Annotated in this window: 16 protein-coding genes; 7 read left to right on the top strand and 9 right to left on the bottom strand. The window is 70.1% G+C overall.

Annotated elements, in window-relative coordinates; genetic code table 11:
* The first annotated feature begins 188 nt into the window (after nt 1-188).
* Nucleotides 189-1,991: an FAD-dependent oxidoreductase gene (locus tag HN013_RS05310; protein WP_398978585.1), complete on the top strand. Its 1,803-nt coding sequence runs from the start codon at nt 189-191 to the stop codon at nt 1,989-1,991.
* Here the strand turns inward: HN013_RS05310 and HN013_RS05315 are convergent.
* Both HN013_RS05315 and HN013_RS05320 read right to left on the bottom strand, forming a co-directional pair.
* On the bottom strand, nt 1,930-2,862 hold the full coding sequence (locus HN013_RS05315; protein WP_212763985.1) for a GNAT family N-acetyltransferase: 933 nt from the start codon (nt 2,860-2,862) through the stop codon (nt 1,930-1,932). The genes HN013_RS05310 and HN013_RS05315 overlap by 62 nt on opposite strands.
* Before the next feature lie 7 nt (nt 2,863-2,869).
* Nucleotides 2,870-3,472, bottom strand: a complete 603-nt coding sequence (locus HN013_RS05320; RefSeq protein WP_171163485.1) for a TetR/AcrR family transcriptional regulator — start codon at nt 3,470-3,472, stop codon at nt 2,870-2,872.
* Between the two features lie 69 nt (nt 3,473-3,541).
* On the opposite strand from HN013_RS05320, the gene HN013_RS05325 reads away from it, so the two are divergent.
* Nucleotides 3,542-4,483 (top strand): DMT family transporter, encoded by a 942-nt coding sequence (locus HN013_RS05325; protein ID WP_171163487.1) that lies wholly within the window; start codon nt 3,542-3,544, stop codon nt 4,481-4,483.
* A 62-nt stretch (nt 4,484-4,545) separates the two neighbouring features.
* Here HN013_RS05325 and HN013_RS05330 read toward each other — a convergent pair whose 3' ends face one another.
* Nucleotides 4,546-5,439 (bottom strand): hypothetical protein, encoded by an 894-nt coding sequence (locus HN013_RS05330; protein WP_171163489.1) that lies wholly within the window; start codon nt 5,437-5,439, stop codon nt 4,546-4,548.
* A 10-nt stretch (nt 5,440-5,449) separates the two neighbouring features.
* Complete coding sequence (locus HN013_RS05335) at nt 5,450-6,013, bottom strand: papain-like cysteine protease family protein (RefSeq protein WP_171163491.1); 564 nt, start codon at nt 6,011-6,013, stop codon at nt 5,450-5,452.
* Between the two features lie 368 nt (nt 6,014-6,381).
* Between HN013_RS05335 and HN013_RS05340 the strand changes: the two genes are divergently transcribed.
* The gene (locus HN013_RS05340; RefSeq protein WP_171163493.1) at nt 6,382-7,374 is read left to right on the top strand and encodes an NAD(P)/FAD-dependent oxidoreductase; all 993 of its coding nucleotides are present in this window, start codon (nt 6,382-6,384) and stop codon (nt 7,372-7,374) included.
* A 71-nt stretch (nt 7,375-7,445) separates the two neighbouring features.
* Nucleotides 7,446-8,933, top strand: coding sequence for an MFS transporter (locus HN013_RS05345; RefSeq protein WP_171163495.1), 1,488 nt, complete (start codon nt 7,446-7,448; stop codon nt 8,931-8,933).
* 424 nt (nt 8,934-9,357) lie between these two features.
* On the opposite strand, the gene HN013_RS05350 is transcribed toward HN013_RS05345, so the two are convergent.
* Nucleotides 9,358-9,606 (bottom strand): hypothetical protein, encoded by a 249-nt coding sequence (locus tag HN013_RS05350; RefSeq protein WP_171163497.1) that lies wholly within the window; start codon nt 9,604-9,606, stop codon nt 9,358-9,360.
* Between the two features lie 459 nt (nt 9,607-10,065).
* On the opposite strand from HN013_RS05350, the gene HN013_RS33600 reads away from it, so the two are divergent.
* A complete protein-coding gene (locus HN013_RS33600) occupies nt 10,066-10,200 on the top strand; it encodes a hypothetical protein (protein ID WP_283247516.1) in 135 nt (44 codons plus the stop codon).
* A gap of 333 nt (nt 10,201-10,533) precedes the next feature.
* On the opposite strand, the gene HN013_RS32725 is transcribed toward HN013_RS33600, so the two are convergent.
* From HN013_RS32725 to HN013_RS05375, 4 genes are all read right to left on the bottom strand, one after another.
* A complete protein-coding gene (locus HN013_RS32725; protein WP_312018501.1) occupies nt 10,534-11,322 on the bottom strand; it encodes a GNAT family N-acetyltransferase in 789 nt (262 codons plus the stop codon).
* Nucleotides 11,323-11,436: 114 nt separating this feature from the next.
* Nucleotides 11,437-12,918: a helix-turn-helix domain-containing protein gene (locus HN013_RS05365; protein ID WP_171163499.1), complete on the bottom strand. Its 1,482-nt coding sequence runs from the start codon at nt 12,916-12,918 to the stop codon at nt 11,437-11,439.
* 13 nt (nt 12,919-12,931) lie between these two features.
* A complete protein-coding gene (locus HN013_RS05370; RefSeq protein ID WP_171163503.1) occupies nt 12,932-13,264 on the bottom strand; it encodes a hypothetical protein in 333 nt (110 codons plus the stop codon).
* 132 nt (nt 13,265-13,396) lie between these two features.
* A complete protein-coding gene (locus HN013_RS05375; protein WP_171163505.1) occupies nt 13,397-13,705 on the bottom strand; it encodes a hypothetical protein in 309 nt (102 codons plus the stop codon).
* Between HN013_RS05375 and HN013_RS32730 the strand changes: the two genes are divergently transcribed.
* Both HN013_RS32730 and HN013_RS05385 read left to right on the top strand, forming a co-directional pair.
* Nucleotides 13,688-13,897, top strand: coding sequence for a hypothetical protein (locus tag HN013_RS32730; RefSeq protein ID WP_249374746.1), 210 nt, complete (start codon nt 13,688-13,690; stop codon nt 13,895-13,897). The genes HN013_RS05375 and HN013_RS32730 overlap by 18 nt on opposite strands.
* A gap of 568 nt (nt 13,898-14,465) precedes the next feature.
* Complete coding sequence (locus HN013_RS05385; RefSeq protein WP_171163507.1) at nt 14,466-14,840, top strand: S26 family signal peptidase; 375 nt, start codon at nt 14,466-14,468, stop codon at nt 14,838-14,840.
* The last annotated feature ends 17 nt before the right edge of the window (nt 14,841-14,857 follow it).

Raw genomic sequence — 14,857 nt, forward strand, 5'->3', positions numbered from 1 at the left:
GTTCCCCCGGGCGCGGCCGCCCGTCACCGGTCCCCTCCATGGTCGACGGGTTCGGAGCGGCCTTTCAATCACCCCGACGGCGGGTTCCGGCCATCCTCGTGTTGCCCGTGCACGGTTCCTGTCGGGGGAGGTGGGACGCCCCTAAGCTCCTGCGCCACACGACACGTTACCGCCGGTAGGGGGTTGTGATCACAGTGGAGCACAAGGGCAGCAAGGGCAGCACGCGCAGGGTGTTCATCGGTGGCGCCACGGCCGCGGCCGCCGCCACGGCGCTCGGCGGGACGGCCCGTGCCGCGTCCCCCGGAGGAAGCGGCAGGGGCGGCAGGGGCGCGGGCGGCCGGACGGTCGCGGTGCTCGGCGGCGGGGTCGCCGGGCTGACCGCCGCCCACGAACTGGCCGAGCGGGGCTTCCGCGTGACGGTGTACGAGCGCAAGGACGCCCTCGGCGGCAAGGCACGCAGCATGGACGTGCCCGGCAGCGCGCGCGGCGGCCGGAGACCCCTGCCCGGGGAGCACGGCTTCCGCTTCATCCCCGGGATCTACCACAACCTCCCGGACACCCTGCGCCGCATCCCGTTCCCCGGCAACCGCAACGGCTGCCACGACAACCTGGTGGCCCCGGGCGAGATGATGATCGCCCGTACCGGCCGGGAGGACATCCGCTTCCCGTTCGGCGGCACCGTCACCCCGCCGCCGGTCCTCACCCCGGACGAGCTCCGGAGGGCGCTCACCGCCCTGCTGGAGACCCTGGCCGGGCTCCCCGCCCATGAGATCGCCTATTTCGCGGGGCGATTACTGGTCTGGTTCACGAGCTGCGAGCGCCGCCGGCACACCGAGTGGGAACGGACCCCGTGGTGGGAGTTCACGCGCGCGGCCCGCATGTCGGCCAACTACCGGCAGCTGCTGTGCATCGGCCTCACCCGCAACATCGTGGCCACCAAGGCCGAGGTCGCCAGCACCAAGACCGTGGCGACCTGCGCCGAGGCGTTCCTCTTCAACCTCCTGGGCCGGGGCGCGGACGGCCCTCCCGACCGGCTGCTCAACGCCCCGACCAACGAGGCGTGGATCGACCCGTGGGTCACCCACCTGCGGTCCTTGGGCGTCGAGTTCCGCACCGGATGGGAGGTGCGCGACCTGCGGCCGGACGGCGGACGGATCGCCGAGGCCGTACTCCAGGACCCCGGCGGCGCCCGACGGGCCGTCACCGCCGACCACTTCGTCTCCGCCATGCCGGTCGAGCACGCCCGTACCACCTGGAACGCGCGGGTACGGGCCGCCGACCCGCGGCTCGCGCGCTGCGACGCGCTCCGCACGGACTGGATGACGGGCATCCAGTTCTACCTCACCGAACCGACTCCGGTGATCCACGGACACGTCAACCACATCGACTCCGCCTGGTCGATCACGTCCATCGCGCAGGCGCAGTTCTGGCCCGGGCGGGACCTCCGGCGGGACTACGGGGACGGCACGGTCGCCGACTGCCTCTCCTGCGACGTCTCCGAGTGGGACAAGCCCGGCATCCTCTACGGAAAGACCGCCAAGCAGTGCACGCGGGAGGAGGTCGCCCGCGAGGTGTGGGCGCAGCTGAAGGCCGGCCTCAACGACACCGGGCGCACCGTGCTCAAGGACTCCACCCTGCACTCCTGGTTCCTGGACCCCGCCGTCCGCCTCGGCGGCCCCGAGGCCACCAACGACGAGCAGCTCCTCATCCACCCCGTCGGTACCTGGGCCAACCGCCCCCAGGCCCGCACCGCGATCCCCAACCTCTACCTCGCCGGCGACTACGTGGCCACGGACATCGACCTGGCCACGATGGAGGGCGCCAACGCCTCCGCCCGCGCGGCGGTCAACGCGCTCCTCGACGAGGCGGGTTCGGCTGCCGAACGGTGCACCATCACACCGCTCTACCGGGCGCCGGAGCTGGAGGTGTTCAAGCGCCAGGACGAGGTGCGGCTGGGGCTGGGGCTACGGAACGCGTTCGACCTGGGGTAGCGGCGCCCCGGTGCAGGCTGTACGACCACAAGTGGTCGACTTCGGTGAACCCCGCCGATTGATACAGGGCGTTGGCGGCCGTCCGGTCACGCTCACCACCGGGCGGCTCGTCATCGTCCACATAGAGGACCACCTGATCGGCACCCAAGTCGCCCAGGGCTGCGAGGGCGGAACCCAGCACAGCGCGCCCCAGACCACGCCCCCGTGCCTCGGCGCAGACCTCGATCCACCACAGGACGCCGATCCCCTGAACCGGCGGCCCGACGACCGCTTCGGCAACCGTCCGCCCCTCACGCCGGACCCGCAACCTCCGCGCCGCCCGGCGTTCCGTATCGTCCACGATGTCAAGGCCCACGGCTCGCGGCAGCTCCGGACGCGGCAACTCCGCGCGCATGTACCGCCACAGACGCTCCCCCGCGAACCCGGCACGCTCCAGCGCCGCCCGCGTCACGGGCCGATGGCGAACCGGCAGCGCCTCCAGGCCCTGCGTGAGCGCGGTGGCGAACTGGAAGGCTTCAACAGGGCGCGGCGGCAAGGCGGTCAGCGCATGAGCGATCAGCCCCTCGGCCACCGCCGCGTCCTCACGGCAGTGCAGCCACTGAATCAGCCCGGCGTCGTCCTCGGCGCGCCGCGCACACGAGACCGCCCCCACGAGGGCCCCGCCGGCATCGACAGCCACCTGAACAGACGGCGGTCCGTACTCGCCCCACCAGGGGTCTTCCTGGGCAGCACTGCCCTGCATCGCCCGCACCAGCATGGCGGCGGTGGCTCGCGGCTGCCCGGGAAGCCGGTCGGCGTCGATCAGGGCCAGGAGCGGTGTCCGGTCGGTGGGCTCGTAGGGGCGCAGTGACAGGCTCGTCAGGGAAGGCACGGGGTCATCATGCTGCGGCGCCCCCTGCGAGGGCGAGGAGAGTTCGCACCTGTTCGCGGGCATGGCCGATGGGGTCCGGGAAGATGTGCAGGCCGTGGGCGACGAGCGCCCCTTCGTGAAGCAGCATGAGCGTCCGGCCCAGTTGGGCGGCCCCGCCCGGGGCGATGTCTCCGGCTAGATCGGTGAACAGGGCGAGCATCCACTCCTTTTGCCCGGTGATGATCGGGTGGGCCGGGTGGGACGGATCGCTGATCTCGGCGTGAGCGTTGACCATGCTGCACCCCTTGGAACTGTTCTTCACCGACCACGCGCGTGAGGCGTCGAAGACGGCCAGGACGCGCGCTTCCGGCGCCGGCTGTGCGGCGTCGAGGTGCTCGGCGAGGAAGGCCCGCCAGCGTTCATCACGGTCGGCGAGGTACTCCACGACGATCTGTTCCTTGGAACCGAACCGGTCGTAGAGGGTCTTCTTCGTCACCCCGGCCTCGGCGGCGATCAGGTCCACCCCGACGGCATGGATGCCGCGCTCGTAGAACAGCCTCGCGGCGGCCTCCAGAGCGCGCCGTGCGGCGGGCGTCATCGTGATCCGTCGCGGCCCCTCAGTAGTGCCCATACCTCAGAAGTATACCGACCTGTATAGTCGGTCGATGGGTATACCGATCTGTTTAGTGGAGGGTGAGGCGTGAACTTCCTGCTCTCGATCGCCTTCGTGATCTGCTGGAGTTCCGGGTTCATCGGAGCCGGGCTCGGCGCCGGCAGTGCGTCCGCGGTCACGATCCTCATGTGGCGCTTCCTGCCGCCGGCCGTCATCCTGATCGCCATTGCCGCCGTCACCAGAACGTCGTGGCGGGACCTCGCGGTACGGGATGTGGCCCGGCAGGCTCTGATCGGCATGCTGTCGCAGAGCGGCTACCTGCTCACCGTCTACTACGCGATCCAACTCGGGGTCTCCAGCGGCACCACAGCCCTGATCGACGGCGTCCAGCCTCTCGTCGCCGGCGCACTTGCCGGACCGTTGCTGGGTCAGTACGTCTCACACAAGCAGTGGCTCGGCCTGTGCCTGGGGGTGAGCGGCGTCGCCATCGTCACCATGGCCGATGCCGCGGTCGGCACCGGTACGGCCTGGTGGGCCTATCTCATCCCCTTCTCCGGCATGTTCTCGCTGGTAGCGGCCACGTTCCTCGAAAGCCGCTCCCGCGCACGGGTCGCGCCCGCGGTGTCGCTGACGGTGCACTGCACCACCAGTGCCGTCATCTTCACGGCACTTGCCGTGAGCGCCGGAGCCGCGAAGCCACCCGCCGAGCTCTCATTCTGGGCAGCCATCACCTGGCTCATAGCCTTGTCGACCTTCGGCGGATACGGGCTGTACTGGCTCATCCTGAGGCGCTCCGGAGTCACCGAGGTCAACACGCTCATGTTCCTCATGGCCCCGGTGACGGCGGTCTGGGGAGCCCTCATGCTGGGCGAACCGTTCGGTCCGCAGACCGCTCTCGGCCTGGCCGTCGGCCTCGCGGCAGTCGTCATCGTCCATCGCGGTGACATCTCATCCACCAGAGTGTGTGCGCGGGATACGGACGCGGGCGCGGCCGCGAGGCCGGCCAAGTGCGGCGCCCGATACCCATGACTCCGCCCCGGCCGGCTGCCGGGGCGGAGGGAGGGGACGTACGGGGTGGGGCGGGGTCGGACTCAGCCGGTGTTTGCGCGCCGGTGACGGCGGCGGAGGGCGGCGGCACCTGCCGCGAGGGCGAGTGCCGCGCCGGAACCGCCGGCGAGGAGCGGGGTGGAGGACAAGGAGTCGTCCGCCTTGTGCGAGGGGCTGGAGCCGCTGGAGTATCCCTTGGTGTCGTACTCCGAACCGGGCAGCTTGTCGGCGTAGCGGGCCTTGACCAGTTTCTGGTAGTCGCTGAGCGACATCGACGCCTGGCCGCCAAGCCCTTGCCGGGCCTGGTCGTTGAGCGGTTCGACGGTGTTGAGCTTGAGCTGGTACCAGCCGCGGATCTGGGGCTCGGTGAAGACCAGGGTGCCCACGGTGGCCTTGCCTGCGTAGGTGGCGTCGCTGTCGCCGTCGCGCACGGCGGCCAGGTGCCAGCCGCCGCCCTGGGTGGGGGCGAGCATGACGGTGGCGTTGCGGCCGTTGACGGTGGTGCTCAGCGAGGAGACCAGCTGCGTGAGCTTGACCGCCTCGGTGGGCAGTGGCTGGGAGGTGCCCGCGACGAACCCGGGGGCGATCTCGTTCAGTGCCAGCGGGTCCTTGATCGTGAAGGCCGGGAGACCCTGGCACGGCTCGGCCGTCTCGGGGATCGTCTGTACGGGCCCGCCGGTGCCGCCGCTGGGCAGCGGGGCCTTCAGGAAGCGGCAGACGGCGTTGTGGACGGCCGTGGACTTCACCGCGTCGAGGGCGGCCTGGTAGTCCGGGATGTCGGCCGGCAGCGGGTCCTTGGCCGGGGCGGCGTGGGCCGGGCAGAGGGTGGAGAGCAGTGCGGACGCGCTCAGTGCGAGGACGGTGGACAGGCGGGAGAAGCGAGAGGCCGCCCGCTTGCTGGACGTTCTGTTGCCGCTGGTGCCGCTGGTGTCGCGCATGTCGCCTGCCTTAGCGGGAGATGCCGATGCGGGAGTGGGTCCACTTGGACGAGCTGTTGCTCACGTAGTCGTTGTAGTTCCACCAGGTGTACGTGGCGGTGTCCGGCCACGGATCGGCCACGGCGATCGTGTTGTTCGACGTGTCGAAGCCGTAGACCACGTTCATGTGGCCGCCGCCGGACGTCCATCCGATGCGGGCGCCGATCGGCCGGGCGGCCTTGACGTCGGTGTACACCTGGTTGAACGTGGCCGCGCTGTTCAGGCCCGAGCCGGGGTGGGCCATACCGAGGCTGCTCCAGGCCCTGGCCATGTCGTCGAGCGTGGCGGGCTGGTTGTTGCAGCCGTAGTAGGGCTGGGCCCGGTTGCAGAAGTCCGTCTGTGTGGAGCCGTAGCCCTGGAACTTGGCGATGGTCAGTCCGGAGGCGACCCAGCACCACTGGGTCTTCTCCTGCTTCAGCATGCTGATGGTGTCCTGGGCCGCTTCCGCGTGAGCCGTGCCTCCCGCGGCCGCGAGCAGCCCCGAGGCGGCCAGCGCGATGACCGATGCCGTGGTTCCGTACCTGAATCTGCCCATGTTCCTGCCTTCCCCTGATGGGTGCGACGAGACGAGCGGGGCGATCTGGCACGGATATGACAGCGCACCGTGTCAAAGCCATATAGAGGCCCTGCAGGGATTTAACCCCTACTGATTATTTGTCGGTTTATCATGCGACTCGGGTGGGCGACGGCTGGCCTCGGGTTGCCAACGGTGCCCGGTGATCTCGTCGGTCAGCGGGTCGGCGGCGTGCGGGGCGATCCGCTGCGCGAGGCGGGCGGTGGTTGGCGGGTGGCGCTGTCCAGGGCTTCGCCCCGTCGTCCCCTCGCCCCCTTGTCCCGGAAACGGCAACAACAGTCGCCGAAAAAGGCACGGCGACCGCAGCCTGGGGGCGGAGGTGATCGCCCATGAGCGACATGAAGGTGCACGAGCAGGCGGCCGATGACCGCGGATACGACGTGGTGGTGGTCGGCGGGGGCGCGGCCGGGCTCAACGCCGCGCTGGTGCTGGGACGTTCGCGCCGGCGGGTGGCGGTGGTGGACGCCGGGCGGCCGCGCAACGCGCCTGCCGCCGAGATGAGAGGGTTCCTGTCCCGCGACGGAATGTCCCCGGCGGATCTGCTGGCGGTGGGCCGGGAGGAGGCCGCCGGTTACGGTGTGGACCTGATCAAGGGGCAGGTGGACCTGGTCGAGCGGCAGGCGGACCACATCGGCCCGGGGTTCTCCGTGCGCCTGGCGGGCGGAGCGGTGCTCGGGGCCCGCCGGGTGCTCGTGGCCACCGGGATGCGCGACGAACTGCCCGCGCTGCCCGGTGTGCGGGAGCGGTGGGGCAAGGACCTGCTGCACTGCCCGTACTGCCACGCCTACGAGGTCCGCGACCGGCCGCTCGGGGTGCTCGGCACCCACCCGGGCTCGGTGGCGCAGGCGCTGCTGCTGCGGCAGTGGTCGGACGACGTCGTGTACTTCCCGCACACCCTCGCGCTGTCCGAGGGCGAGCGCGAGCGGCTGGCCGCGCGTGGTGTGCGGGTCGCAGAGGGTGTGCTCAAGCGGCTGGTGGTGGACGGCGGCCGGCTGCGCGGCGTCGAACTGGTCGAGGGCAGTGTGGTCCCGCGCGAGGCGGTGTTCGTCTTCCCCCGCCCGGTGCCCCACGACGGTCTCCTGACCGGTCTGGGCTGCGCGCAGGAAGACGACGGCCGGGTGGCCACCGACCGCTCGGGCCGCACCGGCGTGCCCGGGGTCTGGGCGGTCGGCAATGTCGCCGATCCGCGCGCGCAGGTGGTCACGGCGGCCGGCATGGGTGCGGCGGCCGCCTTCGCCATCAACCACGACCTGGTCGACGAGGAGGTCGCACGGGCCGTCGAGGACCACCGCGCGGGCCGGCTCATCCCGTCGGCGAGTTAGTTCACCCGCCGCCCCTCTTCCCCACACCGTCCCCGCGACGGTCCCGCACCGGACACAAGGAGACCTTCAGCATGCCCGCAACCACCGAGGACAGCACCACCGAGCACGAACCTCCCCTTCCTGCCGGGCGCGTGGAAAGGGGAAGAAGAGCGGGACCGGCGGCGGATCACGGCGCGCCGTCGCCCCGCGCCGGACTCGGGTTCGCGGTACTCGCCGTCGTCCAGGCGACGTTGATCTTCACCATCACCCTCATCGCGGTGCCGCTGCCGGACATCGGACGGGAGTTCGGGCTCGGGCCGTCGGATCTGGTCCTCGTCAACGCCGCCTACGGGCTGCCGTACAGCGGGCTGCTGCTGTTCGGCGGACGGCTCGCGGACCGGTACGGCGGGCGGCGGATGTTCACCACGGGGCTGGTGGTCTTCGCACTCGCCTCCGCCACGGCCGCGTTCGCCCCCGCCTTCGAGGCGCTGGTGGCGGTGCGCTTCACCCAGGGCGTCGGGGCGGCGCTGACCGCGCCGGCGGCCCTGGCGGTACTGCGCGCCCTCTTCCCCGCCCCCGCCGCGTTCGGCAGGGCGATGGCCACCTGGGGCGGGGTGTCCGTCCTCGGCGCGGCCGTGGGAACCCTCACCTCGGGGGCGGTCACCACCTGGGTGTCGTGGCGGTGGATGTTCGCCGTCCCCGTCCTCGTCGCGGTCATCGCCCTGGCCACGGCTCCGCGGCTGCTGCCGGCCGGCCCCGGCACGCCGTCCTCCGCCCGCCCGGGCCTCGACCCCGCGGGCGCCGTCCTCGCCACGCTCGGCATCTCGATCGGCAGCTATGGGCTGATCCTCAGCGGCGACCACCCTTGGGCCTCGGCCGAGGTCCTCGTCCCGCTCGCCGTCGGCGCCGCGCTGCTGGTCGCGTTCGCCGCGGTCGAACGGCGCGTCCGCGGCCCGCTACTGCCGCCCGGGTTCACGCTGGAGCCGCGCCGGTTCACCGGCCTGGCCGGAATCCTGCTGGCGGCGGCCGGCACCGGTCTGGTGACCTTCGTGCTCTCGCTCTACCTCCAGCAGCAACGCGACTGGTCACCACTGGCCACAGCGGGCGCGTTCGTCCCGTTCACCGTCGCACTGCTCGCGGTCAACTACGCGGCCGGACCGCTGGTCGGCCGATTCGGCGCCGGCCGGGTCACCATCGCGGGTCTGGTCACCGGAGCCGCCGGGCTCGCCCTCCTCGCCGGCATCGGTCCCGAAACCTCCTACGCCCTCGGCCTGCTGCCCGGCCTCCTCCTGCTCCCGGCCGGAACCTCCCTCGTCTTCTCCGGCTCGGCCGTCCTGATCACCGCGGACGTCCCCCCGCACCAGGCCGGCCTGGCGGGCGGCGTGATGAACACCGCGATGGAACTCGGCCCCACGGTCGGCCTGGCCGCCCTGATGTCCGTCGCCGCGGCCCGCACCGACCTGATCGACGGCTACGCCTGGGCCTTCGGCGCGGCCGGCGCCGTCTACCTCATCGCCGCCCTCGCGGCAGCCGTCCCGATGCGCGGCACACCCCTGTCCGCACCGGGTGGGCGCTCCTGACACTTCTGCGGCACCCACCATCGGTACGTTCCGCCCGGAGCCGTGCCTGTCCTGTGGTTCTCCCGACCCCGAGCCCGGCACGCTCACCCGCGCCCCAATCACGCCTGGTTACCCGCAGATCATTGCGGTGTTCACCGGTGGTGCCGGTCGGTTGCGCGCGAGGGAGATCCGCCAGGCTCCGGACAGCGACACCGATCCCCGACACACGGAGGGGATGCGTTCGAAGCTCAAGAAGCCCGTCGCCCGCGGCATCCTGTCCGAGCCCGAGGCGGGCTTGTCCGCCCTCGCCGCGAAGCCCAGCGTGCAGCGCGAAAGTCCGTGGACGGCACCGGGCAGGGGATCGACGGGCACGCCGTCAACCGCGGCTTCGAGCGGTCCTGCTTGGTGCTGACGGGGCTGTTCCAGGACGCCGCACCGCATCGGGCTATCCGTGATCGAAGAAACCTTCGTCCGCGATCGCGGAGATGGCAGATTCGATGTTCTTGCGCGTCACACTCGGGACCACCAGCAGGCGCCCGGCCGTGAACCGCCCGAGCCGGGCAGTTTCGTTGGTTACTGACTGCGCAAGTCGAACCGGGTCGTACACCTCGACGGCTTGCCCGCCACCGTCCCACGCGACTGTCACCTCCAGCCAGCCCTTGGCCTCCTGAATCGCCCAGTCGTACTCGTCCATGGGCTCAGGCCACTCGATCCGAAAATCCATGACCGAAATTCTGCCCCACATACGCCTGCCGCGACGTGCGCAGCACGACAGGCGATCAGCCGCCCCTGTTGATGTGGTCCCGTGGGCTGGACAGCACTGGTGAGCGGGGTGACCGGAACCAGGGCCCGGTGGTGTTCGTAGGGCCAGTCGTGTGTGGGTGACCCGGCCCCTCCCTATCTGTGATCGGCTCGGTACGATGCGGAGCGGTCATCGGTCGTGGACCTGTGACATCTCGTATCGATTGGTGGTGGGCTTCTGGATGGCAGCAGAAAGCTGGAAGGACGCCATCTGAGGTTTGAACAGAAGGCCGTACTCAGCCAGAGGGGCCGGCATCGACGATGCGGCTGAAGAACTGGCGGCGGTGAAGGCGTCGCTGGCCGACGGTCATCACTCGACCCACGCACAGGTGCCACATACGAGTACCACCGGATGCCCGACCCCCAGGCACGCCAGAACGCCCTGCGAGGAATCGAGAAGGCCGTGGCCAACGGCCAGCCCGTGCCTCTCGGCGTACAGGGGCGCGACGAGCAGGGCAACCGCGAGGGGCACGCCGTGCTCTCATAAGTCGCCCACGAAGGCGACAAGCTACAGATCTACAACCCGTGGGGCTTCACCACGTGGATCAGTGTGGATCAGTGAGGACGACTGCCGTCGCCGGTGTCGTACAGGGCGAAGAGCCAGCGAGCCAACCGCAAGCGTCGCGGAAGCAACGGCGGTCTGACAACGGCTTCACGCAGAGATCTACGAGCGCCGCAACGAGGCCGAACAGGCGATCAATCGGTTCAAGAACCACCGGGCCACCACCACGTGTTATGACAAAGGCGCCTACGTCCTCCACGGCACCGTCACTACGGTCGCAATCCCGCTTTGACTCAGGGGTTGAGTGGACCTGTTGTTTCAGTCTCCGAGGAACCACAGGTAGAGGTGTTGTCCGTCGAGAACCATCTGGCCCAGGTCCAGGAGCTCACGCGTGAACTCCTGGGTGACCACACCCTGCGGCAGCCGCGATAGTTCTTCAAGCAAGGTGGCCACCTGGCGGCTGTTGAAAACAGTGTCCGCATAGGGCAGCAGGTGCCCCAGCATCGGGAACACCGACTGGTCAAGAGCGGCCAACTCCGCTCCCCAGGCCACACCATGCTCGGATCGAGCCTCAACCCTGCCGTTCTCACTACGGACCTGCAGGTTAATCATGCTTCGACCCCAGGGCCTCAAGCCCCCGGACAGACCCCAGGCGGTGCGATGCGTCGGGTCGGTCAGCGACTTGAACAGGTGGACATCCGCGTGGCCTCCGGGGATGCCCAGGGTTCGGCCGGTCTCGGTGTAGCCGTGGCGCTGGTAGAAACCGGGGGCCTGGAAGGTGAAGGAGGAGACGGTGATGCGATCGCAACCGCGTCGCCGTGCCTCTGTCTCGGCTGCCTGCAGGATTCTGCTGCCCCAGCCGTCTTTGCGGCTGTCCTCGCGGACCCACAACAGCTCGATGCCGCAGAGGCCGCCCCAGGTCCATGCGGCGAGTCCGCCGACCAGTTCACCCGCTTCGTCGGTGACCTTGACCGAGAGCGTGCCGCGGTCGGTCTCACCTGTGGCGGCGGTGTTGAAGGCGACCAGTTCCTCGGTCAACCGGTCGTTGAGTTGGGTATCGCGCTCGCCGGTGGTCAGAGTCGGGCCGGGGCGGTGGTCAGTTGTCACGGCGCGGAGTATGTCAGTGCGTCCGGCTCCGCGGCACGGGATTAATCACCGCCTTGATCCGTCTTCTCAACTCGGCTTGGTGGAACTGAGGGTGGGCCACTATTGCCGCTGCTGTTACTGGTCTGTGGTGGGATCGGTTCCGGCGGTGTAGGTGTCTTTGATTTTGACTTCGGTCACGCCGCGTCCTTCGGCGAAGACACGGTGCCAGTCGCCGATGACGTGGAGTTCGTCGGTGCCCATCACGCGGACGACGGTCAGGCCCTCGTTGTGGGCTTTGAGGGCTTTCATCCAGAGGTTCGCGAAGGCCTGGGAGCGGATGATGTGCATCCAGTCCGGGCGGTAGAGCTCCCGGTTGTAGTTGGATTCGCCCATGGTGGAGACGAATTTGGAGTACATCGCCTTCACGTACTCCAGTGTCACCGTGTCGCCTTGTTCGATGGCCGTGTCCCGGGCGTCCTTCAGGGCGATGCGGAACTTTTCCAGGAGGTTCTCCGTGGCGCCGGAGGTGTAGGACTCATGGATCTGCGGTGGTGCGCACAGGTTGTAGGGGGGGCCGGACAGACGCAGCAGGAGGCGGAGGGTGGGTTCGGTGATCCAGAGGGGGCCGGGTTCGTCGCGTTGGCCGATGGGGTTGGGGAGTTCGTGCTGGTGTGGCCAGGCGGGTGGGGTGATGAGGTGGATTCCGGCGCGGCGGCGGTCGTGGGTGGGGTGGGAGGAGTGTTCGAGCTGGCCGATGGGGAGGTGGGTTTTGAGGGCGCTGAGGTAGGCGCCGTTGATGTCGAGTGCGGTGATTTCGTGGTGGCCGGGGGGGAGGTCGTGGCGGGTCCATTTGGGGCGGGCTTCCCAGATCTGGTCGGCGCCGCGGGAGGTCTGTTTTTTGAGGATGTCGGGGAGCCAGGGGTGGGCGATGACGTCGTAACGTGCTCCCTTGCGGGTCTGGTCGAGCAGGTGCATCGCGTCCGGGATGGCCTTTTTCAGGAGTGCCGCGGTGGCGGTGTCCATGTTGCCGGCGTGTTCGGCGAGGGTGTGCTGGACGGTGTCGTGGATGAGGTCGGCCGGGGTGGAGGGTTCGCGGAACGGCCGTCGGGCCGGTGACTGGGGGCGGCCGGTGGGGCGGGGCGGTGGACTCTGTTCGGTGGCGGAAGCGGGTGCGGGGGTAGGGGTGGCTGCCGGAGGTGTGGAGGGTGGGGGCGGGTTGTGGCAGTCGGCCGGGGTGAGGTGCTGGGGGAATCCTTCTACTTGCCGGGTGGCCGGGTGGCCGCACAGGACGCACGGTGGCGGGACGGCGAGCGTTTCCCCGTCGTCGTCCGTGTCCTGATGGTGCGGCTCCGGTGCTGGCGGCGTCCCGGGTTCGGTGGCGAGTTTGGCGGCCAGGCCGTCGAGCAAGTACGCGTATTTGGTGCGGGTCTCGCCCGCGGGGTCCCGGCCGGATTCCCATCCGGTGACGGTGGAGGGGCTGACTCCCAGGACGCGGGCCAGGTGGGCCTTGGACAGGTGGGCCCGTTCCCTCAGGTCGCGGCGCGTGGCGGGGTCGGGGAGCTCGGCCTGGGGGCCGACGGATGCGAGCAGCGAGTCGATCGCGTCGAAGTCACTCACCGGGCCACCTTCTTCAGATGTAGGTCACGGGATTGCGGGACAGGTGCGGGCTGGGGGTGGGCCGGCCGACGCGTGGGTCGCCGCGCAGGAGGCGGCCTTCGAGGGCGTAGCGGTCACCGTGTTTGGAGATGCCGGTAATGGTGGCGATGGCGAGGACGGTTCCCTGGGTGTTGATGATCTGTACTTCGTTCTGGGACAGGGCGCGGTCGGCGTTGAATTTCCAGATGCCGCGGCCGGCTTGCCAGGCTTGGTCTTCGCTCATGCCGGGTCGCCATCCGAGGGTGGTGCGCTTGAGCTGATCGCCCGGGCCGGCGGGGCGTTCGGGGCCGATCTGGATCTGCAGCACGCGTCCACCCTCCGGATACTCTTCAACTTGTTGGGAAGTTATCAGCCGGGTGGCTTGCTTTGCAACGAGTTGGGTCGTTGGGGGCATTGGGGGCGTTTGCCGGATCCCTGGTTCACCTGACGTGTCCGAGAATCAGGAGGTAGAGAACGTGCAGCAGGAGGCTGCCGTCGGTGGCCCGTTGCCCGCGCGGAAGAGGTCCGTCAGGGCGGCCCGGAGGGCCGCACGGTGCGCTCGCAGCGGGTCGGGCTTGTTCTCGAAGACGCGCACGGCGTGTTCGCCCGAGGGGTACGCCACCTGGACGTGCCGCACACGCGTCCGCACGACGGCCGGGAGCGGCGCGAACCAGGGCCGTATCTGTCCGGGATCGCCCCAGCGGGTGGGGGCCGGGCCGGACGGCGGTGTGTCCAGGTGGGTCAGGACGGTGTGGGCGATCCGGCCCATCACGCCGTCGGGAGTCCAGGAGGCGACGGCGAGCACCGCGCCCGGGCCCTGGCGGCCAAGACCGGGGGCTCCCTGCGCGACGGCCACCACGCGGCGTCGGCCGCGGACATCGCCATGACCGTCCTCGGCCCCGAGACGTACGCGCTGCTCGTCACCGGCCGCGGCTGGCCGCCCGAGCGCCGGCAGCGCTGAGCCGCGGACTCGCACACGCGCCAGCTCCTGCCCTGACCGGGCCGGGCTGGGCTGGGCCGGGCCGGACTGGGCCGGACTGGTGCCTGATCGTGGAGCGGTCGGATCCCCGCGCGGGCTACGGCAGGCCGGCCCAGGCCGCGTCGAGGTGGCGCCGGCCGACGACGGGACGCTGTTACGGGACGCCGTTCGCCGGGCCCCTGGGCGAGACGGTCCTGACGGTGGAGGCGACGGCGGAGCCCCGCACGGGGTGCACCGCACCGGACATCACGTTCGGCTCCGGCCGCGTCCGCTGCGCGAGCCGGGACGGCGCCCTGCGCCTGTCCGTCCGCCGGACGCCACCCGCCGGACGCCCGGGCATCCGGCAGCCACAGCAGCGACAGCAGCGACAGCGACAGCCACAGCGACGGTACGAGCGCGCGGCTTCGGGGCTGTGGCGGCGAGGTCGGCGAGAGCCAGGCCGCGTTGGTCCGTCCAAGCCAGTGCCGCAGCAGACATCGTTCGTCTCGCCGGTGGAGCACGGGGAAGTAAATCGGTGGGGTGGTGCAGGGAAATCTGTCACGATCACCGGATGGGTGCATTGGATGCCGTGGCAGGCAGGGTTGCCGGTGGCGCCACCGTGGCGTTCCGGCCCAGCGGCTCGTCGATGGTCCCGCTGATACGCAGTCGGCAGCAGGTGGTCGTCGCTCCGGTCGCCCCGTCGAAGCTGGAGGTCGGCGACATCGTCCTCGCCCGTGTCGCCGGGACGGTCTACTTGCACTTGGTGTCGTCTGTGGACCCCGCCAGGAAGCGGGTGCGGATCAGTAACAACCGTGGCCGCGTCAATGGCTGGACCAGCCACGACCGTGTCTTCGGCATCTGTGTGGCAGTCGACGGCGTCACCCGGCCAGGAGTCGCGGGCAAAACGCTCGCGCCCGACTCCAGCAACTCCAGCGACTCCTCCTGAACTGACGCAAAGCGTTG

Source organism: Streptomyces sp. I05A-00742, from assembly GCF_013055795.1.
Lineage (GTDB): Bacteria > Actinomycetota > Actinomycetes > Streptomycetales > Streptomycetaceae > Streptomyces.

Excerpts from the sequence above, each read along its gene's own strand:
- HN013_RS05320 (WP_171163485.1), bottom strand. The coding sequence starts at position 3,472 with ATGGGCACTACTGAGGGGCCGCGACGGATCACGATGACGCCCGCCGCA.
- HN013_RS05335 (WP_171163491.1), bottom strand. The coding sequence starts at position 6,013 with ATGGGCAGATTCAGGTACGGAACCACGGCATCGGTCATCGCGCTGGCC.
- HN013_RS05385 (WP_171163507.1), top strand. The coding sequence starts at position 14,466 with ATGGGTGCATTGGATGCCGTGGCAGGCAGGGTTGCCGGTGGCGCCACC.
- HN013_RS05330 (WP_171163489.1), bottom strand. The coding sequence starts at position 5,439 with ATGCGCGACACCAGCGGCACCAGCGGCAACAGAACGTCCAGCAAGCGG.
- HN013_RS05340 (WP_171163493.1), top strand. The coding sequence starts at position 6,382 with ATGAGCGACATGAAGGTGCACGAGCAGGCGGCCGATGACCGCGGATAC.
- HN013_RS05350 (WP_171163497.1), bottom strand. The coding sequence starts at position 9,606 with ATGGACGAGTACGACTGGGCGATTCAGGAGGCCAAGGGCTGGCTGGAG.
- HN013_RS05375 (WP_171163505.1), bottom strand. The coding sequence starts at position 13,705 with ATGGGCCGGATCGCCCACACCGTCCTGACCCACCTGGACACACCGCCG.
- HN013_RS33600 (WP_283247516.1), top strand. The coding sequence starts at position 10,066 with ATGCCCGACCCCCAGGCACGCCAGAACGCCCTGCGAGGAATCGAGAAG.
- HN013_RS05345 (WP_171163495.1), top strand. The coding sequence starts at position 7,446 with ATGCCCGCAACCACCGAGGACAGCACCACCGAGCACGAACCTCCCCTT.